We start from the raw sequence: 20,474 nt of genomic DNA on the forward strand, positions 1-20,474 counted from the left end.
CACGGCGCTCTCGGTCCCTTTTATAGCTAGCCCGAGGCCGTGGTGACGGCATCCAGCAGCATGCCCTTGAACAGGGTCAGCAGGTTTAGGTCGATGTCGGCGGCCATGCGATCGGTCATCAGGGTCAGGGCTTCCTCGGGGGCCATGGGCTCCTTGTAGACCCGGCGATCGGTCAGCGCGCTGAAGATATCGACGATGGAGGCCATGCGGGCCAATTCGTTCAGCTGTCCGCCCTTTAGACCGTTGGGATAGCCGCTGCCGTCCAGCTTTTCGTGATGCTGCTCGGCGATGGTGACGACGCCCTTGGGCAGGGACTCGCACAGTTTCAGATAATCGACACTTTTCGGCACGTGGCTGCGCATGACCTGCAATTCGGAATCGTCCAGGCGGCCGGGCTTGTTCAGCACCTCGTGCGGGATCTTCATCTTGCCGATGTCGTGAACCAGCCCGCCCGATGTCACCAGGTTCATATCCTCGCCTTTCAGGCCGATGGTGTGGCCGAACAGCGAGAGTAAGGTCGCCACCCGCAACGAGTGGACATAGGAGTAGTTGTCGTGGCCCTTGACGTTGTCCAGGATCACCTTGAAGTCGTGATTGCTGACGGCGTCCACCAGGGACGAGCAGGCGCCGGTGACATCCTTGTATTCCAGCGGTTCGCCCCGGTCGATCAGGTCCGAGATGGTGTTGAAGCTTTCCACCGTGCGCTGCAGGGAGTCCCGGTATTGTGGCGCCAGACTTTCCCATCTGTTTTCGACCGACTTGTTGACCAGATTGGAGATGGTCCGGATCAGGCTGCTGCGGCGATAGGGTTTTTCCAGGCAGGCATCGGTGTCGCGCGCCGTTTCGCCCAGATGGGCGATGGCGCGATTGAGGGTGCGGATGATCGGGACGCCGGGAAGGAGGCGGCGGGCCGTCTTGACCGGGTCGCCTCCCATGCGGGGCATGGCCATCTCGTCCAGCAGCAAGACGCAGGGCGGCGTCTGGGCCAAGCCTTCCATGGCCATGTCGAAATGGGAGAAATCGACCACTTGGTAGAAGGAGGTCAGGGCCGTCGCCACCTGTCGGCGGTGGTCGGCATTGGCGTCGATCACGGCGACCAAGACCTTGCGCGAATGGGCCTTGGCGGCATCGGATAGGGCGGGGGCCGCGTTCATGCGGTCGCCGCCGTGCGAAGCGTGGCGGCGGGCATGTCCAGCCCGCGCAGGGTGTGTTCCAACACCTCGCGGATGGAGTCCGTTTGTTGAGCCGACGGACGCAGGCCGGTGGGGGCCGGGCGGCTCATGGAGGTCAGCCAGGCCCGCTGGCCGTTGGGTGTTTCCAGGAAGCGAAGCAACCGCCGCAGGGCATGGGCCATGATCTGGCCGACCCGCGGTTCCGCGTAGAAGGTGTCCCAGTTCAGATTGTGGCCGTGCGCCACCAAAAGCGACTGGAGCAGGGCCTTGCTGTGGCGGTCGTATTCCCCGTATTTCTCGCCATAGGCGGCTTCCAGGACATCGAAATAATTGCCCAGCAGCGGACGCGGATAGGGTGCGGGCTCGCCGCTCAGCAGTGTCTCGAACGGCCGAACCATCAAACGGCGGAACGGATTGTTGCGGGCCGAGGCCTTGTCGCGGCCGGGCTGCATGTCCTGGCGGCAGGCCTTCTCCTGATGCTCGAAGGCCACGTCCAGCTCGTAGGTGCCGCGCCCGACCAGTTTCAGGATCTTGACCGCCTCCTCGACCCGGACCATGCCGTCGCGGGCAGTCTCGCGCAGCAGACGCTCCAACACGTCGGACACGATGGTCGCGGCGGCATAGCACTTCTTCTGAGAGTCGGAACACGCGGTTCGGTGTTTGCTCATGGCCTTATCTGCCCCAACAGATTTGCGCCCAGCCGCGAAGCGACCGTCGTCCCGGAACTCCCCCCCTAACCCCGGGGCAATGTGCCGGGGTTAGGGGGGCAACACAATGGACGGTCAGTAACCAATGTGAATGAAATATGTCTCGCTCAGCGCGAGTTGGACAGCAGGGCCGACAGGTGTTCCCATAATTGTCCATGGGTACAGGCGCAGTCGTTCCACCGTTCGCAGGTCCGCAGGGCGGCGCAGCGGCTACCGCCCTTGATCATGGCGCCAGCCTGAAACAGGGCCTGATCGCCGATCAGGCCGTGAATCCTAGGGATTCGTTGGTCCAGGCAGTCGTGTGGGTTGCCGTCGCTCATTCTTGCCTCATCACCCTTCCGAGGCGATCATGGCACGCGCAAGGTGACGCCGCCATCGGGCGAAGGACGTATAAAAAATAGAAAAGCCCTCCCCGCGAAGGGAGGGCTTCTCATCGCGGACCTGTATCAGGTCTTAGTACATGTGCTGACCGCCGTTGACCGACAGGGTCGAACCGGTGAAGAACTCGGCGTCGTCGGCCACCAGGAACATCACGCAGCGCGCGATGTCCTCGGCGCGGCCGAGACGGCCCACCGGGATCTTGGCGATGATCTTTTCCAGCACCGCCGGCGGCACGGCGCGGACCATGTCGGTGTCCACATAGCCGGGCGCGATGGCGTTGACGGTGATGTTCTTGGCGGCGCCTTCCAGGGCCAGGGCCTTGGTGAAGCCGTGGATGCCGGACTTGGCGGCAGCATAGTTGACCTGACCGTACTGACCGGCCTGACCGTTCACCGAACCGATATTGACGATACGGCCGAAGCCGCGCTCGCGCATGGATTCGATGACCAGACGCGCCATGTTGAAGCACGAGCTCAGATTGGTGTGGATGACATCTTCCCACTGCTGATAGGTCATGCGGTGCATGACGCCGTCACGGGTGATGCCGGCATTGTTGACCACGACCTCGATCGGGCCATGGTCGGCGACGATCTTGGCGATGGCGGTCTCGCAGGCGCCGAAATTGCCGACGTCCCACTTCATGGACGGGATGCCGGTTTCCTCGGTGAACTTCTTGGCGGCTTCGTCATTGCCGCCGTAATTGGCGACAACCTTGTAGCCGGCGTTCTTGAGCGCCACGGAAATGGCGCGACCGATGCCGCGGGTGCCACCGGTCACAACTGCTAAACGCCCCATGGGGATCTCCTCTTGCTTGTGTCTCCGCTCGGCTCTTGAAGCCACCGTGTTGGTCCGGCACGGCCGAGTACCACCCGAATGAATGGACGGAAAGCCGCCGGGCGGGTCCGGCTTTCCATGATGTCGAGGTCCGGCTGTCGCGGGGGAGGAGGCGGAGCCGCCGCCGTCCGCTGGACTGGACGGCGACGATCCGATTTCTTGCCTAACGCAGGATACCCCCGGTCAAGTCGGGCCGATGCCTACAGGCGCTCGAACACCGTGGCGATGCCCTGACCGCCGCCGATGCACATGGTCACCAAGGCGTATTTGCCATTGATGCGCTGCAATTCGTACAGCGCCTTGGTGGCGATGAAGGCGCCCGAGCAGCCGACCGGATGGCCCAACGCGATGGCGCCGCCATTGGGGTTGGTCTTCTTCATGTCCAGTTCCAGGCCCTTGGCCACGGCCAGCGCCTGGGAGGCGAAGGCTTCGTTGGACTCGATGACGTCCATGTCGGCCAGGGTCAGACCGGCCTTCTTCAGGGCCAGCTTGGAGGCGGGGATGGGGCCTTCGCCCATGACGTCGTTGGGCACACCGGCGATGGCGTAGGACACCAGGCGACCGATGGGCTTGTAGCCGGCCTTGGCGGCCACGGCGGCGTCGGCCAGGACGAAGAAGGCGGCGCCGTCATTGATGCCCGAGGCATTACCGGCGGTGACGCTTCCGTCCTTCTTGAAGGCGGGGCGCATCTTGGCCAGGGATTCCATGGTGGTGCTGGGCTTGCCGTGTTCGTCGGTGTCGAACACCACTTCGCCCTTCCTGGTCTGCTTCACGATGGGAACGATCTGCGACTTGAAGCGACCCTCGGAAATGGCCAGGGCGGCACGGCGCTGGGATTCCACGGCGAAGGCGTCCTGGTCCTCGCGCGAGATGTTCCACTTGGTCGCCAGATTCTCGGCGGTGATGCCCATATGGCCGCAGCCGAAGGGATCGGTCAGCACCGCGACCATCATGTCGATGGCCTGGGTGTCGCCCATGCGGGCGCCCGAGCGCAGGGCGGGCATCATGTAGGAGCCGCGCGACATGACCTCGACGCCGCCGCCGATGCCGTAGTCACAGTCGCCGAGCAGGATGTTCTGGGCGGTGGTCACGATGGCCTGCAAGCCCGACGAGCACAGACGGTTGACGTTCTGGGCCACCGAGTCCATGGACAGACCGGCCTGGATCGAGGCAACGCGCGAGACATAAGGGTAGCGCGAATCGGTGGGGATGCAGTTGCCGACGGTGACATAGTTGATCAGGTTGGGATCGACGCCCGAGCGCGCAACCGACTCCTTCATTACGGTACCGGCCAATTCCGGCGGGTCAATGTCGCTCAAGGAACCGCCGAAAGCTCCGATGGCGGACCGCACCGCGCTCAAAACGACGACATCACGTTTGGTCATTGCCTAGTTCTCCTCAAGGAATCCACACATCGGAAGGCCTCAAATGCTGGGATCGGCTCCCCCAAATCCAACACGCCCACGATTAACGGTACAAACCCCCATCGCGGGTGCAGAATAGCGGGAACACAAGCTCCAGAGAAGTCCCGATATAGCATTAAAACAAATTTAATCGGCCAATTGTGCATGTGCGAAATAAAGCCGCTAAGGCTTTATGTTGCGGCGCAACCAACGCACCAAGGGCCCGTAGACGTCGGTCTTGGCGCGAGGCCCCGTCAGCATGCCCACATGCCCTCCTGACAGCATCAGCAGTTTGGCATTTCTCAACCGTTCCGCCAAGGGCAAGGCGGACATGGGTGGTACGATCCTATCGCGGTGCGGAATCATCAGCAGCGCGGGAACCGCCACCTCTTCCGGCCGGATTGGGGTTCCGCCCACCATCCACCGGCCCAGGGGCGGCGTATTGTCGCCGTACCAGCCGAACAGGCATTCGCGGGCCACCGGTCCGGCGAGATCGACGCCGTCATTGGCCCAGTCCTCCAAGGCCACGAAATCCCGTGCCCGCGCGCTGGCGCGGCGAAGGCGGGCGAAGGCCATGAACTTGCGCGCCGCCAATCCGGGGTCCAGCCCGGCGAACATGGATTGCAGCATGTCGACCGGGGCGGTGCCGTTGGCGTCGATCAGGCCGCCCAAGGGCGCGGCCAGGGCGCGCATCATGGCGGCATTGGCCTCGCGACCGGCCATGAATTCGAACGGCGTCGCCAGCAGCACCAGCGCCGACACGCTGTCGGGGCGGCGCTGGGCCAGGGCCAGTGCCAGCAGCCCGCCCATGCAATAGCCCACCACCGCCGGTTTGCGGCCGGTCAATTCGACCACCTTGTCCAGCGCGGCCTCAAGCCGTCCGGCGATGTAATCGGTCAGGGTGAAGCGGGATTCCTCGGGGCCGGGGGCGTCCCAATCCACCAGGAACGGCGCCAGGCCTTTGTCCGCCATATAGCGCATCAGGCTGCGTTTGGCCGACAGGTCCAGGATATAGGCGCGATTGATCAGCGAGGGGACCACCAGGACCGGCGGCGCGTCGGGGGCTGTGTCGGGGTGGCGGTAGTCCAGCAGCCGGGTGGTTCCCTGCCGCCACGCCACCGGAACCGAAGGCAGGACGCGGCGATAGGGATGATGGCGATAGGCGTCGATTCCGGCCAGGAAAGCGTCGTGGCGGCGGGTGCCTTCCGCCGCGATGGCGTGATCCAGCAGCTTGACGGCGTCAGGCCCGGCGGCGTCGAGGCTTGTCTGGAGGGCCTTTGCCGCTTCCGCCAAGTGCGGCTTCCAGGGTAGCGACCCGCTTTTCAAGAGCGGCAACGCGGCGCGCGAGCTGATCATGGTGGAGGCGTGCGTCATCAGATGCAGCGGCAGCGGCCGCGGCCCCGCGCGCAAGGGCGCTTTCAGCGGTTTGGGTCTGGTCGGTGGCGCTTGGCGAGACTGCCCGTTCATCGGATCCCGGCTCATTCCTGACAGGGGCGGCCTTGCCCTTGGTGATCCCGGTGGCTTCCGCCACGGCGGTGGCGGTCTGGGTCATCATGGCGACACCCCGGGCGACGGCTTCGCCCAAGGCGGGGTCGGCCGCCACGGCGGCGACTTGCTCCTGCCAAAGGTCGAGGTATCGGCGCGCGAGCGCGTTGAGATCGGGCGGCCCTTCTGACATGGCCGAACTATAGCCGAGCCGATTCGGCTTGACCAGACCATGGTGCGGATGGGGCCGCCGATCATGCTGCGCCCGCGAATATTTTCTGCTATTACTGGGGCAAGCGCCGGGTAATGACGCCCAAACACCCCTAGCGAGATGAAGCCCAGATGTCAGAGCCAGAGACCTCCCCCAAGGCCCCCATCACCATTAAGAAATATGCCAACCGTCGCCTCTACAACACGGCGACCAGCAGCTATGTCACGCTTGATCACCTGTCGCAGATGGTCAAGGACGGTGACGACTTCGTGGTCTATGACGCCAAGTCGGGCGAGGACATTACCCGCTCCGTGCTGACTCAGATCATCGTCGAGGAAGAGGGCAAGGGCGGCCAGAACCTGCTTCCCATCAGCTTCCTGCGCCAGTTGATCGGCTTTTACGGCGACTCCCTGGGCGGGTTGGTGCCGCGCTATCTCGACTATTCCATGCAGTCGTTCTCGCGCAATGAGCAGCAGATGCGCGACTACATGCGCAATGCCCTGGAAGGCATGTTCCCGTTCAATCCCTTCGAGGAGATGAGCAAGCAGAACATGAACTTCGTGGAAAGCGCCATGAAGATGTTCACCCCCTTCTATCAGGCTCATGGGGCCGAAGGCGGCCAGCCCCGCGCCGACGAGCTTCAGGCTCGCCTCGACGCCCTGCAACAGCAGATCGACAGCCTCAGCACGAAGAAGTAATTCCGCCCGTCGTTTGATGTGACCCGCTGGGCGGGCGTCCCGCCCGCCTGGCCGGTGACCTCACATTCCCGCCGGTCGGCCGACCACGACGATGGACAAGGCGTCGGGGTCGAGCAGGCGGGCGGCGGCTCGCTTGACGTCATCCAAGGATACCGCCGCGATCAGCGCGCCGCGGCGGTCCAGGAAGTCGATCCCCAAATCATCCAGGCGCATCTGAACCAACAGAGCGGCGATGGCCTCGGTGGAGTCCAACTGCAGCGGGAACGACCCGTTGAGATAGGTCTTGGCATTGGCCAGTTCCGTCTCGCTGGGGCCTTGCTCGCGCATGCGGCGGAATTCCGCTTTGATCAGGTCAATGGATTCGGCGAAACGGCCGTTTTCGGTGGCGACGCCGCCGACGATCAGTCCGGCATGGCGCAACGGCGTCAGATAGGAGTAGACCGAATAGGCCAGTCCGCGCTTTTCGCGCACCTCCTCGGTCAGCCGCGACGAAAAGCCGCCGCCGCCAAGGATATAGTTCATCACATAGGCGGGATACCAATCGGAGTCCTTGCGCTTGATGCCCGGCGCCCCGAACAGGCCCACGGCCTGGGGATTGGCCTTGTCGATGACGGTGACGCCGCCGACGGTCGCGGGCGTCGCCTCGGGCACGATGGCGGCGGTGCCGGCGGCGGGAAGGGCACCGAAAGTCTTGTCCAGCAGGCCGCCCAATTCGGCCGGGGTGATGTCGCCGACCACCCCGACGATCAGTCGGTCGCGGGCCAGTTGGTCGCGGACATAGGCCCGCAGATCGCCCTTCTGGATGGTCTTGATGGTGTCGATCTCGCCATGGGGCGAGCGTGAATACGGGTGACCGGCGAACATGGCCTTGAACCACTGGCGCGACGCCACCGCGTTGGGGCTTTGCGTTTCGCGCATCAAGTTGGACATGATCTGGCTGCGGATGCGCTCGATGGGCTCCTTGTCGAAGCGGGGCTGGGTCAGCGACAGGCGGAACAGATCGAAGGCGGTGTCGCGATTGGCGGTCAAGGTCTTGAGATGGCCGCGCAGATTGTCCAGACCGGCATCGAAATGCAAGGTGATGACCAGATCCTCGAGCTTCTGCTGGAAGGCCTGGGAATCGTAGGGTCCGGCCCCCTCGTCCAACAGGCTCGCCGTCATCTCGGCAAGACCGGATTTGTTGGCGGGGTCCAGCGCCGCGCCGCCCTTGAAGGCGACCTCCATGGCGATGATGGGATTGGCGTGGTCTTGGACCAGCCACGCCTCGACGCCGCCGGGGCTGACGACACGCTCCACCGTCATGGCCTGGGCGGCCAGGGGCAGTAGGCAGATCATGAAAATCGGCAATTTCTTCGTCATTCCCGCGAAGGCGGGAATCCATGTACGGGCAAAAATCAGCATTGACGATGCAAGGCATCTGGCCGTGCCATGGACCCCCGCTTTCGCGGGGGTGACGACGTTGGGGGAGATATCGCTCATCAATGCAGATCCCTCTTGAACCCGGCCAATGGCGAGACGGGGGCGCGGCTCCCAGCGGGCGCCTTGGGGTCGGGCAGCAGCAGACCGGTGACCGAGCCGCGGGCGTCCAGGACCTTGGCGGCGGCGCGGGACACCTGCTGCGGCGTGACGGCGGCCACCTGGTCGGGCCAGGATTCCACCTCGGCGACGCTTTGCCCGACCGCCAGGGCCTGACCGAAGGTCTGGGCGCCGGTGTGCAGCGAATCGCGGCTATAGGCGGCGCTGGCGATCAGGCGGGTCTTGGCGCGCTCCACGTCCTCGGCGGACGGGCCGTCCTTGGCGATCCTGGCGAGGTCGTGGTCGATCAGCGCTTCCAGCTTGTCCAGCGGCACGCCGGGCCGAGGGGTCACGCCGATGCGAAAGGCGGTCGGCCCCATGGCGGTGGGGTCGTAGGAGGCGCTGGCCGAGGCGGCCAGTCCCTTGTCCACCACCAGCGAGCGGAACAAAAGCGAGGTGGAGCCGCCGCCGACGATCTCGGCCAGCACTTCCAGCGGCGTCGCCAGTTCCTTGTCGCCCGACAAGGCGCTGGGGGCGAGGTAGAGGCGGGTCCAACCGGGTTCCGCCACCCGTCCGTCGGTCAGGGTGACGCGCCGGGCGGCGCGGGTCGGCGGTTCCTCGGTGCGGCCGCGGGCGGGGGTCTCGGCCCGGTCCAGCACACCGTAATACTTTTCCGCCAGCGGCCGCACCGTGGCGGCGTCCACATCGCCCGCCACGATCAGGATGGCGTTGTTGGGGGCGTACCAGCGGCGATAGAAGGCCAGGGCGTCGTCGAGGGTGAGGGCGGCGATCTCCTTCTCCCAGCCGATGACCGGCCGGTGATAGGGGCTGTTGAGATAGAGCGCGGCTTCCATCTGCTCGGCCAGGAGGGCGGCGGGGCTGTTCTCGACCCGCGAGCGCCGCTCTTCCAGCACCACCGCCTGCTCGGTGCGAAAATTGGCCTCGTCCAGCACCAGATTACGCATGCGGTCGGCCTCGATGCGCATGACCAGTTCCAGCTTGTCGGCGGCGACGTTCTGGTAATAGCCGGTGTAATCGGACGAGGTGAAGGCATTGTCGCGGCCGCCGTTGCGGGCCACCAGCTTGGAGAATTCCCCCGGGGCCATGGTGGGCGTTCCCTTGAACATCAGGTGTTCAAGCAGATGGGCCAGGCCGCTCTTGCCCGGCTCCTCGTCGGCGGCGCCAACCTTGTACCAGACCATGTGCGAGACGATGGGGACGCGGTGATTGGGAATCACCACCACCTGCATGCCGTTGGCCAGGGCGAAGGTCTCGGGATCGAACAGCCGGGCCTGGGCGGGGACGGCCAGCGCCAACATGACGACGACCAGCACGCAGAGACGAAGAATGGTCATCCTACCTCCAAGGAACGGGATGGGATGCATATGGGGGCAATCGACCGAAGGGCAAGGCTAGTTGAAGACGCCTTCCAGCCAGGCGCGCTTGCGGCGCTGGATCTGTGGGGTCTCGCCTTCGGAAACCGACTTGCCCAGCGCCTGATTTTCGCGGATGCGCTGGGTTTCCTTGGAAGGATCGACGGCGATGCCGGGCGGGTCCGGCTTGCGCCAGAACACGATGCGGTCGGTGAAATTCTTATCCGCATCCGCAAGGGACTGGGTTTCCTTGTTCACCAGAACCCGGATGTCGGGCTGGATGGAATCGGCGCCGACCCGCTTCATCAGCGAGAGGTCGCCCTGGCTGCGGCCTTCGGTGGCGATGGGGGTGACGCCGCGTTGGCCGCTCAGAACCCGGCGCGCCTGATCGCGGGTGGTGCCTTCCTGCGGACGGGCGGCGCCCGGGGTCGGCGGCCGCAGTCCGAAATCCGGCGGCATGCTGAGCGGCGCGCGCGCGACCACCTGAAACTCGTCCGGCGGCTGCTTTTCGTAGCCCAAGGCGCGCTTGGCCTCGCCACAGGCCGACAGTGCCAGCGGCAGCAAAGCGCAGGTGAGAGCGAGGACGAGGCGGGTGCGAGCGTGCATCTTGGTCATGGCCTTAATTCTTAGTCGAAACCCGGCCGGCAAACAAGGAGTCGAACACAAGAATCGCTGCGCCGACGCTGATGGCCGAATCCGCCAGATTGAAAGCCGGCCAGTGATGGCCCGCCAAATGGAAGTCCAGGAAATCGGCAACCGCCCCGAAGCGGGCGCGGTCGATGACGTTTCCCAGCGCGCCGCCGATGATTCCGCCCAGGGCCGCTTGCAGCCACGGACTCTCCGCCTTGCGCAGCCAGACGACCATGACGGCGACGATGACCAGGGCGAGGCCGGACAGGATCACGGCGTTCCATTCCCCCGCATTATTGCCGATGCCGAAGCTGACGCCCCGGTTCCACGCCATCACCAGATCGAAGAACGGGGCGACGGTGACGCGCAGGGGGGTGAAGAACGGCGTGCCCTCGACGCCGTCCGGGCGCATGACGCGCTCCATGATCCACCACTTGCTGATCTGGTCCAGCACGATGACCAGGGCGGCGAGGCTCAGTCCCCTACGCATGATCGTGCGCGTCCATGGCGTCAGCGCAACGGTGGCAGACACCGTCATGCTTGGCGGTTCCGACCTCGTGCAAGACCTTCCAGCAGCGTTGGCATTTGGCGCCCTGGGCCACATGGGGGACCACGGAAATGCCCGGCACCTCGGCCAGTGCGAAATCCTCGGGACGCGGCCGCCCATCGATCACCACCATGCCCGAGGTGATGCAGATCTCCGACATGTCGAGCCCTTGGACAAGGGCGTGGATATCGCTGGACACGGTGAGCAGCGGCGCGGCCTGCAAGCTGGAACCGATGCGCTTTTCCCGGCGTTCGATTTCCAGGGCGCCGGTGACCACCTTGCGGACCTCGCGGATCCTGGCCCATTTGGCCGCCAGTTCGTCGTCGCGCCAAGCGGTCGGGATGTCGGGGAACTGTTCCAGATGGACCGAGCCGTCCTCGGAGGGATGGCGGGCCAGCCATGCTTCCTCGGCGGTGAAGCACAGGAAGGGCGCCAGCCACTTGCACAAGGTGTCCAGCAGGATGTCGAACACCGTGCGCGCCGCCCGGCGGCGCAAGGACGAGGGGCCGTCGCAATACAGCGCATCCTTGCGGATGTCGAAGTAGAAGGCCGACAGATCCACGGCGCAGAAATTGTGCAGCTCGGTGAACAGCCCGTGGAACTGGAAGGAGTCGCAGGCGCCGCGCACCTGGGCGTCCATCTCGGTCAGGCGGTGCAGCACCCAGCGTTCCAGTTCCGGCATCTGTTCGGCGCCCACGCGCTCGGAATCGGTGAAGCCGTCCAGGGCGCCCAGCAGGTAACGCAGCGTGTTGCGCAGGCGGCGATAGATATCCACCTGGGTCTTCAGGATTTCCGGCCCGATGCGCAGATCGTCGGAATAGTCGGACCCCACCACCCACAGGCGCAGGATGTCGGCACCTTGGGCTCCCACCACTTCCTGCGGGCTGACCACGTTGCCCAGCGACTTGGACATCTTGCGGCCCTGCTCGTCGAGCACGAAGCCGTGGGTCAGCACCGCGTCGTAAGGCGCGCGCCCACGGGTGCCGCAGCTTTCCAGCAAGGAGGAATGGAACCAGCCGCGATGCTGGTCCGAGCCCTCCAGATACAGCGAGGCGGGCCAGGACAGACGCGGCCATTCCGCGCCCTCCAGCACGAAGGCATGGGTGCAGCCGGAATCGAACCAGACGTCCAGGATATCGAACACCTGATCGAAATCCTCGGCCTTGCGGTCCGCGCCTAAGAACCGTTCCGGCTTCGAGGTGAACCAGGCGTCGGAGCCTTCCGCCTTGAAGGCCTCGACGATGCGGTCGACGACGGCCTGATCGCGCAGCGGCTGGCCGGTTTTCTTGTCCACGAAGACGGCGATGGGCACGCCCCAGGCGCGCTGGCGCGACACGCACCAGTCAGGGCGGCTCTCGATCATGGAGCCGATGCGGTTGCGGCCCTGGTCGGGCACGAAGCGGGTCGCCGCGATGGCCTCCAGCGCCTTGGCGCGCAAGCCGGTGCTCTCCATGGAGATGAACCATTGCGGCGTGTTGCGGAAGATCAGCGGCGCCTTGGACCGCCAGGAATGGGGATAGGAGTGCTCCACCTTACCGTGGGCCAGCAGGTTGCCGGTGGCGGTCATGGCCTCGATCACCGGCTTGGCGACGGGCGAGTAGTATTTGCCGTTCTTGCCCTGGTTCAGCACATCCATCCCGGCGAAGATGGCCACATGGGGGAAGTACTTGCCGTCGGGCTGGACGGTGTCGGGGATGGCGATGTCGTGTTCCTTGCCCAGATGCCAGTCGTCCTCGCCGTGGCCGGGCGCGATATGGACGAAGCCGGTGCCGGTATCGGTGGTGACGAAGCCACCCGCCAGCAGCGGCACGGCGAAGTCGTAGCCGCCCTTGGCTTCCGGGTGATGCTTCAGCGGGTGATGGGCGATGGTTCCGGCCAGTTCCGCGCCCTTGAAGCGCGCGAGCTCCTTGAACACGCATTTGGCATCCTTGGCCACCTGCTCGGCCAGATCGGCGCAGACCACCAGCTTTTCGCCGACCACCGCGAGCGGGCTGTCACTGGATTCGATCTCGACCAGCACATAGTCGAACTCGGCGCCGTAGGCCACGGCGCGGTTGCCCGGCATGGTCCAGGGGGTGGTGGTCCAGATCACCACCTTGGCGCCGTTCAGCACGGGCAGGCTGGCCGTGACCACCGGGAACTTGACCCAGATGGTGACGGAGGTGTGGTCGTGGTATTCCACCTCGGCCTCGGCCAGGGCGGTCTTTTCCACCACCGACCACAGCACCGGCTTGGCGCCCTTGTACAGCGAGCCGTCCATCAGGAACTTGCCCAGCTCGCCGACGATCACCGATTCGGCGTGGTTGGTCATGGTGGTGTAGGGATGGTCCCAGTCGCCCTCGACGCCGAGCCGCTTGAACTCTTCCTTCTGGATGGCGATCCACTTGGCGGCGAACTGGCGGCATTCCTCGCGGAAGGTGACGATGTCGATCTCGTCCTTGTCCTTGCCGGCCTCGCGGTATTTCTCCTCGATCTTCCACTCGATGGGCAGGCCGTGGCAGTCCCAGCCCGGCACATAGTCGGAATCCTTGCCCAGCATCTGCTGGCCCCGGGTGATGACGTCCTTCAGGATCTTGTTGAGCGCGTGGCCGATATGGAGGTTGCCGTTGGCATAGGGCGGGCCGTCGTGAAGGATGAACTTCTCGCGGCCCTTGGATTCGGCGCGCAGGCGGGCGAACAGTCCGATCTTTGACCAGCGCTCCAGCAGCTTGGGTTCCAGATCGGGCAGGCCGCCCTTCATGGGGAAGTCGGTCTTGGGCAGGAATACGGTGCTTTTCAGGTCGACGCTCATGGGACTTCTCAGGCGTTGGGCGTTACCGGCACCAGGGGGCCGGGTTTCGCGGTGAATTTGCGGCCCGCCAGCAAGGCGCGGCCGGTCTCGACATCGGTGGCGATCTGCGCCCGCAATTCATCGATGCCGGAGAACTTGCGCTCGGGGCGGATAAAGTCGATCAGCGCCACCCGCAGATGGCGGCCGTAAAGGTCTTCGTCAACGCCGAGAAGGTGCACTTCCAGCAATTCGTCGGTCTTGTCGAAGGTGGGGCGGCGGCCGAAATTGGCGACGCCGTCGTGCCAGACGGTGTCGCCGCCCTTGTCGATGCCCGCGCGCACGGCGTAGACGCCGGTAGCGGGGCGCTGATATTCGTCGAGGCGCAGATTGGCGGTGGGGAACCCCAGCTTGCCGCCACGGGCGTCGCCGTGCTCGACCCGTCCTTCCACTTCCCAGTAATGGCCCAGCAGCTTGGCGGCGTCACTGGGCCGACCCGCCACCAGATAGTCGCGCACCTGGGTGGAGGAATAGACCTCGCCGCTGGGCGCCATGGCGGGCGGCACCACGGTGACGCCGAAGCCCTTCTCCTGGCCGATTTGCTGCAGGAAGGCGCCGGTGCCCTGGCGGCCCTTGCCGAACACATAGTCGTAGCCCACCACCACATGGCTGGTGCCCAGGCACTGGACCAGCTGTTCCTCGATGAACTGCAGGGCGCTGATGCCGGCGAAGCCGGTGTCGAAATGCTGTTGCAGCAACAGATCCATGCCCAGCGCCTCGATCAGGCGGGCCTTGACGCGGAACGGCGTCAGGCGGAAGGGCGGCTGGTCGGGATGGAAGACGGTGCGCGGATGCGGCTCGAAAGTCATGACGCCATGGGCGACGCCGTTTTCCTCGGCGATGCGCTTGGCGGTCAGGATCACCGTCTGGTGCCCGAGATGGACGCCGTCGAAATTGCCCAGCGCCACCACGCAACCGCGGTGTTCAAGCTTGAATTCGCCACAATGCCGGACAAGGCGCATCTGAGCACGGATCCCATGGAATGAAGGGCCAAGGGGTAGTGCATTAGCGGCCGAAGCGCAAGACCGAGCAAGCCCCCCACCCCAACCCCTCCCCACGAGGGGGAGGGGCTAAGCTGATCACCCCTCCCCTTGATGGGGAGGGGCCAAGCCGATTACCCTTCCCCTTGATGGGGAGGGGCCAAGCCAGTCTCCCCTCCCCTTGACGGGGAGGGGTGGGGGTGGGGGTGGGGGTGGGGTGACCCTCTCGGACTTTAGCCCTTGGACGGGACCATCAGGGTGGCTTCGCCGTCCATGACGATCTTGCCGGCCACCGTGCAGGTGGTCTTGAAGGTGGCGAACTTCTTCTCGGGGGTCAGGGCGGTGACCTCGACGCGGGCGGTGACGGTGTCGCCGATGCGCACGGGCGCCTTGAACTTCAGCAGCTGCGAGACATAGATGCAGCCCGGTCCCGGCAGCTTGGTGCCGAACACGGTGGAGACGAAGGCGGCCGACAGCATGCCGTGGGCGATGCGGCCCTTGAACATGGTCTGGCTGGCGAATTCCTCGTTGACGTGCACCGGGTTGAAATCGCCCGAAACGCCAGCGAAGGCGACGATGTCGGCCTCGGTGACGGTCTTGGCGAAGATGGCCGACTGGCCGACGGTCAGTTCTTCGAAATACATTCCGTTCAGGGATTCGCCGCTCATTACCGGTCTCCATGGTTCAGGTTGATGCTGCGTCGCAGCGCAATGGCGGCGGGAGTATAGACTCGACCATGGGGACGGGAAACGGAATTGTTCCAAGGCAGTTGGGGCGGTCCAACGATGGGAGATTTGCGTCATCCCCGCGAAGGCGGGGATCCATGGTGGGGACGAGTGGTGCGTTGGTCGGATATCATGCCGCCGGGCAAATGGATTCCCGCTTGCGCGGGAATGACGATCACATATTTGGCGCGGAATTTCTTTGCCCGGTTGATCGACCAAAGGCATCTTGCCAAGCATTATCGACTATGGCGGTATGGGGGCATGAAGCGCTTCGCCCTCCCCATGATCTGCCTGATGCTGCCCGCCTGCGCCGCCACTTCGGTGCCGTGGACCAATCCCGACGTGCCCAAGGAGGAGTGGAGCCGCGACTATTCCGGCTGCCGCCGCTATGCCGACCGCGACGTGGGCTGGCGCGACGACGACCGCGATACCGGCAGCGTGTTTCGCGACTACGACCGCCATCAGGCCAAGAAGCGCTATGACGCGGTTCTGGCCGCCTGCATGATCGACCGGGGTTATGTCCCCATCTCCCGCAAGAAGGAATGATGCCGTTGCGCCTGCTGTCTCCCCTGGCCGCCGTCTTGATGGTCCTGTCCGTTCCGGCTTTGGCCGAGGATCTCCCCCAAGGCCCCAAGGCGCCACCGCCCGAGCCGCTGCCCGAGGCCATCTGCGACACCTCCAAGGCCGATGCGGGCAACTGGCTGCTGGGGCGCTGGGTGGCGCCTTATTCCAAGTGGGAGTTCATCCGCCCGGCCTCCGGCCCCATGACCTGGACGCTGGAGCAGAAGGCCGACCTCAACCAGTCGCTGGGCTGGAAGCAGGGAACCCGCATCGACGGCCGGGTCGCAACCCTCAGCCCGTGCTCCGCGCGGCTGGAAGCCGGTGACGACGGCCAAGTCGCCTTCACCTTCGACGGCGTGCTGACCGCCGAGGGCAAGGTCTACGGCTATGCCATGAACACCAGCGGCCAGCAGGTGCGCTGGATCCTGCGCCGGGAACGCTGACACCGTCTCTATTCAAATGGTTAGGGTCCGGCCGCCTTGTCCAGGGCGGCCAGCACCTCGGACTCACTCAGCAGTTCGGACAGCGCCAGGCCATCGGGGGCGGCCGGGCCGTAGACGGCGTTGAAGGGAATGCCGTAGCGGCCGAACGAGGCCAGATAGCGCGAGATGGTCTCGTCGGGCTTGGTCCAGTCGGCCTTCATGGCAACGGTTTGGGGCAAGCCCAGCCGCCTGGCCACTTCGCCGCGTTCCACCACCGCCGCCTTGTTGACCTTGCAGGTGATGCACCAATCGGCGGTGACATCCACGAACACCACCTTGCCTTCGCCGGTCAGCCGGGTCAGGGCGGCGCGGTCGAAAGCCACCCAGGGAATGGTCCCGCCCGAGGCCGAGGCCTGGCCGCCGTCGCCATGGAACGGAGCCGCCAGGGCCAGTCCGGCCAGCGCCACCACGCAGGCTCCCACCGCCGAGCGCGACGAGGCGGGAAGGCGGTGCTTGACCGCCATGATGGCGATGGCCGCCGTTACCGCGCCGCCCGAAACCAGGGCGGCGAAGAGTCCGGTCTGCGCCGCCAGCACCGTCAGCAGCCAGATCCCGGTCGCCGCCAGGGCCAACCCCAGCAGCTTGCGCACCGTGATCATCCAGCGCCCCGGCTTGGGCAGGCGCAGCGCCGCGTCGGGCCATGCCGCCACCGCCAGGAAGGGCGACGCCATGCCGACGCCCAGGGCGGCGAAGATGGCGGTGATCTCTTCCGGGCCGCGCGCCAGGGCGAAGCCGATGGCGGTGCCCAGGAAGGGGGCCGAGCACGGCGTCGCCAGCAAGGTGGCGAAGGCGCCCGACAGGAAATGGCCCAGCACGGTGTGATGGTTGCCGCCGCCGCCGGTCATCAGCCATGTGGGCAGCGAAATCTCGAACACGCCCCACAGATTGGCGGCGAACAGAGCCAGCAGCACCACCATGGTGACCAGGAAGCCGGGCTGCTGGAACTGGATGCCCCAGCCGACTGCTTGGCCCGCCTGCTTGACCGCGATGGCCAGGGCAGCCAGCGCCAGGAACGAGGCGATGATTCCGGCGGCCGAGGCGAGGAAGCTGGCCCGCACATGGCCGCGCTCACCGCCGCCATGACTCAGCACGCCCAGCACCTTGATGGACAGGACCGGCAGCACGCAGGGCATCAGATTAAGGATCAACCCGCCCAGCAGGGCCACCGCCATCATGGCCAGCAGGCCCGATTCAGTGGACGGGGACGCGGTTGCCGGGACGGGGGTGACCATGGCGTCCAAGGATCGCAGCCCATCGGTCACGGTGATGCGCAGCAAGGCTCCGGCCAGCGGCTTCAACACCGTGCCGGGGGTGACCGGGGAGTTCAGAACGGCATGCCTCTTGTCCGGCGACAGGGTGACGCGGGGCTCGCCGAACCCGGCGACCTCGTCGGCCTCGACGAAGATGTCGGGCGCCGTCAGCGGCTCGGTGGAGGCCAGCGACAGACGCAGGACGGAGGCCTCGCCCGCGCCGAGCGCCTCGGCGGCCTCGACGGTCAGGCCATGGCGCGATCCGTCGCCGGGGACCAGGGCGCTGAACCGGCCGATGTCGTGGGCGAAGGCGGACGGCTCGGCCGGACCGGCGGGCAGGTCGAGGGAAAGCTCGGCCTTTTGTGGCACGCAGACCTGGGCGCAAGCCAGGAACTCGACGGCGAGGCGGGCGGCGACCGGCTGGCCGGGCACGGTGAGCGGCGCATCTAGCGGCAGCACCACCTCGCCCATATAGCCGTGGTTCTGCAACCCCGCCAACACGAAGCGGTGAGGGGCGGGCCATTGGATCACCGGGGCGCCCAGATTGGCCGAACCCGCCCAGTCCAGGCGCGGCGGATAGCCCGCGTCGCCAGGGCTGCGCCAATAGATCTTCCAGCCCGGCGCCAGTTGGAAGTGCAGACCGAGGCGCAGGCTGGCGGCCGAGCCGGTGGCGGCGACCGACGAGATCAGCCGGACCCGGCCCGATTCGCTGCCGGACCAGTCGGAGGACTCGGCGGCCGATGCGGGACCGGCAAGGAGCAGGACGGAAAACAGAAAGGCGAGAAGGCGCATGGTGCCCTTACATCTGGACCTGAATGCCCAACTCTACCACCCGGCCGGCCGGAATGCGGAAGAAGTCGGTGGCCGACACCGCGTTGCGGCCCATGATGACATAGAGACGCTCACGCCATTCCGCCATCTCGGGATGCACCGACGGGATCACCGTCTCGCGGCCCAGGAAGAACGAGGTGTCCATCATGTCGAATTCCAGGCCAAAGGCCTTGCACAGCCGCAGCACCTTGGGAATGTCGGGCTCCTGGAAGAAGCCGTAGCGCACCGTGATGCGGTAGAAGCCCTCGGCGAGGCCTTCCACCACCACCCGGTCGCGGGCCGAGACGCGGGGGATGTCGTCGGTGATCACCGTCATGAAGACGACGCGCTGATGCAGCGCCTTGTTGTGCTTCAGATTGTGCAGCAGGGCGATGGGAACGGTGTCGGTGTCGCCGGTCATGAAGATGGCGGTACCGCGCACCCGCAGCATGTGCTCGGACTGCTTTTGCTGTTGCAGGAACATCTCCAGCGGCATGGCGCCCTCGGCAAGGCGCTTGGCCAGGATGACGCGGCCGCGCCGCCAGGTGCTCATGGCCAGGAACATGGCGGCGCCCACCGCCAGCGGGAACCAGCCGCCATTGGCGACCTTCAGCAGATTGGCGCCGAAGAAGGCGAGGTCGACCACCAGGAACACCACGCCCAGGGCGATGCACAGCCATGCGGGCCATTTCCACTGATGGCGCGCCACCACCAGGGCCAGCACGGTGGTGGTGGCCATGGTGCCGGTCACCGCGATGCCGTAGGCGGCGGCCAGATTGGTCGAGCTCTTGAAGCCCACCACCAGGGCGACGATGCCGATCAACAGGCCCCAATTGGCCCGGGCGATATAGATCTGGCCCTCTTCCTCGTCGGAGGTGTGGCGGATGTCCAGGCGCGGGGAATAGCCCAGTTGCACCGCCTGGCGCGACAGCGAGAACACGCCGGATATGACCGCCTGACTGGCGATCACGGTGGCCAGGGTGGCCAAGGCGACCAGGGGATACAGCGCCCAATCGGGGGCCAGCAGATAGAAGGGGTTCTTGACCGCCTCGGGGTTGTCCAGCAACAGGGCGGCTTGGCCGAGATAGCTCAGCATCAGGGCGGGCAGCACCATGACGAACCAGGAAATCTGGATGGGCAATTTGCCGAAATGGCCCATATCGGCGTAAAGCGCCTCGCCGCCGGTCACCGCCAGCACCACCGAGCCCAGCACGATGAAGGCGATCCAGCCGTGGGTGAACAGGAAGGTCAGCCCATAGGCCGGATTGATGGCGGTCAGGATGCCGGGATGACCCGCGACCTCGATGAAGCCCAGCACGGCGATGGTGACGAACCACACCACCATGACGGGGCCGAACAGCTTGCCCACCAGTTCGGTGCCGTGGCTTTGGATGGCGAACAATCCGATCAGGACCGCCAGGGTGATGGGGATGACATAGGGCTGGAACATCGGGGTTCCCACCTCGAGCCCCTCCACCGCCGACAGGACCGAAATGGCCGGGGTGATGACGCCGTCGCCGAAGAACAGCGCCGCGCCGATCAGGCCCAGCACCACCAGCGGCCCGATGCGGGCGCGGTCGGCATTGGTGGCGCGCATGGCCAGCGCCAACAGCGCCAGGATGCCGCCTTCCCCCCGGTTGTCGGCGCGCATGACGAACAGCACGTATTTCAGGGTGACCACCACGATGATGGCCCAGAACACCAGCGAGGCGATGCCGTAGATATTCTCCGGCGTCAAGGGAACCCCGTGATCGGGATCGAAGCATTCCTTCAAGGTGTAAAGCGGGCTGGTGCCGATATCGCCATAGACCACGCCCATGGCCGCCAGGGACAGGGCGCCCAGGCGTTTGATGTCGGTCTTTTCGGTGGCGGCGGGTTCCATG

The 20,474-nt window shown here is 65.6% G+C and carries 18 protein-coding genes; 3 read left to right on the forward strand and 15 right to left on the reverse strand.

Going from position 1 to position 20,474, the window contains the following annotated elements; translation table 11 throughout:
• Positions 1-26 precede the first annotated feature (26 nt).
• From CU669_RS03905 to CU669_RS03930, 6 genes are all read right to left on the reverse strand, one after another.
• A complete protein-coding gene (locus CU669_RS03905; protein WP_112142494.1) occupies positions 27-1,154 on the reverse strand; it encodes a response regulator in 1,128 nt (375 codons plus the stop codon).
• A complete protein-coding gene (locus CU669_RS03910) occupies positions 1,151-1,840 on the reverse strand; it encodes a hypothetical protein (protein WP_112142495.1) in 690 nt (229 codons plus the stop codon). The genes CU669_RS03905 and CU669_RS03910 overlap by 4 nt, the downstream gene beginning before the upstream one ends.
• A gap of 146 nt (positions 1,841-1,986) precedes the next feature.
• A complete protein-coding gene (locus CU669_RS03915) occupies positions 1,987-2,199 on the reverse strand; it encodes a hypothetical protein (protein WP_112142496.1) in 213 nt (70 codons plus the stop codon).
• 133 nt (positions 2,200-2,332) lie between these two features.
• Positions 2,333-3,055 carry an acetoacetyl-CoA reductase gene (gene phbB / locus CU669_RS03920; protein ID WP_192884571.1) on the reverse strand — a complete coding sequence of 241 codons (723 nt, stop codon included), beginning with the start codon at positions 3,053-3,055 and terminating at the stop codon, positions 2,333-2,335.
• Positions 3,056-3,294: 239 nt separating this feature from the next.
• Positions 3,295-4,479: an acetyl-CoA C-acyltransferase family protein gene (locus CU669_RS03925; RefSeq protein ID WP_112142497.1), complete on the reverse strand. Its 1,185-nt coding sequence runs from the start codon at positions 4,477-4,479 to the stop codon at positions 3,295-3,297.
• Between the two features lie 201 nt (positions 4,480-4,680).
• Positions 4,681-5,907: an alpha/beta fold hydrolase gene (locus CU669_RS03930; RefSeq protein ID WP_407671541.1), complete on the reverse strand. Its 1,227-nt coding sequence runs from the start codon at positions 5,905-5,907 to the stop codon at positions 4,681-4,683.
• 417 nt (positions 5,908-6,324) lie between these two features.
• On the opposite strand from CU669_RS03930, the gene phaR reads away from it, so the two are divergent.
• The gene (gene phaR, locus CU669_RS03940; RefSeq protein WP_112142499.1) at positions 6,325-6,891 is read left to right on the forward strand and encodes a polyhydroxyalkanoate synthesis repressor PhaR; all 567 of its coding nucleotides are present in this window, start codon (positions 6,325-6,327) and stop codon (positions 6,889-6,891) included.
• 60 nt (positions 6,892-6,951) lie between these two features.
• Here the strand turns inward: phaR and CU669_RS03945 are convergent, their stop codons facing one another.
• The 7 genes from CU669_RS03945 to CU669_RS03975 form a co-directional block, all read right to left on the reverse strand.
• Positions 6,952-8,238 carry a M16 family metallopeptidase gene (locus CU669_RS03945; RefSeq protein ID WP_239988526.1) on the reverse strand — a complete coding sequence of 429 codons (1,287 nt, stop codon included), beginning with the start codon at positions 8,236-8,238 and terminating at the stop codon, positions 6,952-6,954.
• A gap of 131 nt (positions 8,239-8,369) precedes the next feature.
• Positions 8,370-9,761 (reverse strand): M16 family metallopeptidase, encoded by a 1,392-nt coding sequence (locus CU669_RS03950; RefSeq protein ID WP_112142500.1) that lies wholly within the window; start codon positions 9,759-9,761, stop codon positions 8,370-8,372.
• A 57-nt stretch (positions 9,762-9,818) separates the two neighbouring features.
• Entirely contained in the window at positions 9,819-10,394 is a 576-nt protein-coding gene (locus CU669_RS03955) for a DUF3035 domain-containing protein (protein WP_112142501.1), read from the reverse strand.
• A 4-nt stretch (positions 10,395-10,398) separates the two neighbouring features.
• Complete coding sequence (gene lspA / locus CU669_RS03960) at positions 10,399-10,899, reverse strand: signal peptidase II (protein ID WP_112142502.1); 501 nt, start codon at positions 10,897-10,899, stop codon at positions 10,399-10,401.
• Positions 10,892-13,747 (reverse strand): isoleucine--tRNA ligase, encoded by a 2,856-nt coding sequence (gene ileS / locus CU669_RS03965; RefSeq protein WP_112142503.1) that lies wholly within the window; start codon positions 13,745-13,747, stop codon positions 10,892-10,894. Before ileS ends, lspA begins: the two co-directional genes overlap by 8 nt.
• A gap of 8 nt (positions 13,748-13,755) precedes the next feature.
• Entirely contained in the window at positions 13,756-14,745 is a 990-nt protein-coding gene (locus tag CU669_RS03970) for a bifunctional riboflavin kinase/FAD synthetase (RefSeq protein ID WP_112142504.1), read from the reverse strand.
• Between the two features lie 251 nt (positions 14,746-14,996).
• The gene (locus CU669_RS03975; protein ID WP_112142505.1) at positions 14,997-15,431 is read right to left on the reverse strand and encodes a MaoC family dehydratase; all 435 of its coding nucleotides are present in this window, start codon (positions 15,429-15,431) and stop codon (positions 14,997-14,999) included.
• 318 nt (positions 15,432-15,749) lie between these two features.
• Between CU669_RS03975 and CU669_RS03980 the strand changes: the two genes are divergently transcribed.
• Together CU669_RS03980 and CU669_RS03985 are read left to right on the forward strand one after the other, a co-directional pair.
• Positions 15,750-16,034: a hypothetical protein gene (locus CU669_RS03980; RefSeq protein WP_112142699.1), complete on the forward strand. Its 285-nt coding sequence runs from the start codon at positions 15,750-15,752 to the stop codon at positions 16,032-16,034.
• Positions 16,031-16,492: a hypothetical protein gene (locus tag CU669_RS03985; protein WP_239988527.1), complete on the forward strand. Its 462-nt coding sequence runs from the start codon at positions 16,031-16,033 to the stop codon at positions 16,490-16,492. The genes CU669_RS03980 and CU669_RS03985 overlap by 4 nt, the downstream gene beginning before the upstream one ends.
• A 20-nt stretch (positions 16,493-16,512) precedes the next feature.
• Here the strand turns inward: CU669_RS03985 and CU669_RS03990 are convergent, their stop codons facing one another.
• Entirely contained in the window at positions 16,513-18,573 is a 2,061-nt protein-coding gene (locus tag CU669_RS03990) for a protein-disulfide reductase DsbD family protein (protein ID WP_112142506.1), read from the reverse strand.
• A gap of 7 nt (positions 18,574-18,580) precedes the next feature.
• Positions 18,581-20,473 (reverse strand): potassium transporter Kup, encoded by a 1,893-nt coding sequence (locus CU669_RS03995; protein ID WP_112142507.1) that lies wholly within the window; start codon positions 20,471-20,473, stop codon positions 18,581-18,583.
• Position 20,474 lies beyond the last annotated feature (1 nt).

This window comes from Paramagnetospirillum kuznetsovii, assembly GCF_003284725.1.
Classification (GTDB): Bacteria; Pseudomonadota; Alphaproteobacteria; order Rhodospirillales; family Magnetospirillaceae; genus Phaeospirillum; species Phaeospirillum kuznetsovii.

Bases quoted from the DNA above. Each gene is read 5' to 3' on its own strand.
- CU669_RS03905 (WP_112142494.1), bottom strand. From the start codon at position 1,154: ATGAACGCGGCCCCCGCCCTATCCGATGCCGCCAAGGCCCATTCGCGC.
- CU669_RS03910 (WP_112142495.1), bottom strand. From the start codon at position 1,840: ATGAGCAAACACCGAACCGCGTGTTCCGACTCTCAGAAGAAGTGCTAT.
- CU669_RS03915 (WP_112142496.1), bottom strand. From the start codon at position 2,199: ATGAGCGACGGCAACCCACACGACTGCCTGGACCAACGAATCCCTAGG.
- phbB (WP_192884571.1), bottom strand. From the start codon at position 3,055: ATGGGGCGTTTAGCAGTTGTGACCGGTGGCACCCGCGGCATCGGTCGC.
- CU669_RS03925 (WP_112142497.1), bottom strand. From the start codon at position 4,479: ATGACCAAACGTGATGTCGTCGTTTTGAGCGCGGTGCGGTCCGCCATC.
- phaR (WP_112142499.1), top strand. From the start codon at position 6,325: ATGTCAGAGCCAGAGACCTCCCCCAAGGCCCCCATCACCATTAAGAAA.
- CU669_RS03950 (WP_112142500.1), bottom strand. From the start codon at position 9,761: ATGACCATTCTTCGTCTCTGCGTGCTGGTCGTCGTCATGTTGGCGCTG.
- CU669_RS03955 (WP_112142501.1), bottom strand. From the start codon at position 10,394: ATGACCAAGATGCACGCTCGCACCCGCCTCGTCCTCGCTCTCACCTGC.
- lspA (WP_112142502.1), bottom strand. From the start codon at position 10,899: ATGCGTAGGGGACTGAGCCTCGCCGCCCTGGTCATCGTGCTGGACCAG.
- ileS (WP_112142503.1), bottom strand. From the start codon at position 13,747: ATGAGCGTCGACCTGAAAAGCACCGTATTCCTGCCCAAGACCGACTTC.
- CU669_RS03970 (WP_112142504.1), bottom strand. From the start codon at position 14,745: ATGCGCCTTGTCCGGCATTGTGGCGAATTCAAGCTTGAACACCGCGGT.
- CU669_RS03975 (WP_112142505.1), bottom strand. From the start codon at position 15,431: ATGAGCGGCGAATCCCTGAACGGAATGTATTTCGAAGAACTGACCGTC.
- CU669_RS03980 (WP_112142699.1), top strand. From the start codon at position 15,750: ATGAAGCGCTTCGCCCTCCCCATGATCTGCCTGATGCTGCCCGCCTGC.
- CU669_RS03985 (WP_239988527.1), top strand. From the start codon at position 16,031: ATGATGCCGTTGCGCCTGCTGTCTCCCCTGGCCGCCGTCTTGATGGTC.
- CU669_RS03990 (WP_112142506.1), bottom strand. From the start codon at position 18,573: ATGCGCCTTCTCGCCTTTCTGTTTTCCGTCCTGCTCCTTGCCGGTCCC.
- CU669_RS03995 (WP_112142507.1), bottom strand. From the start codon at position 20,473: ATGGAACCCGCCGCCACCGAAAAGACCGACATCAAACGCCTGGGCGCC.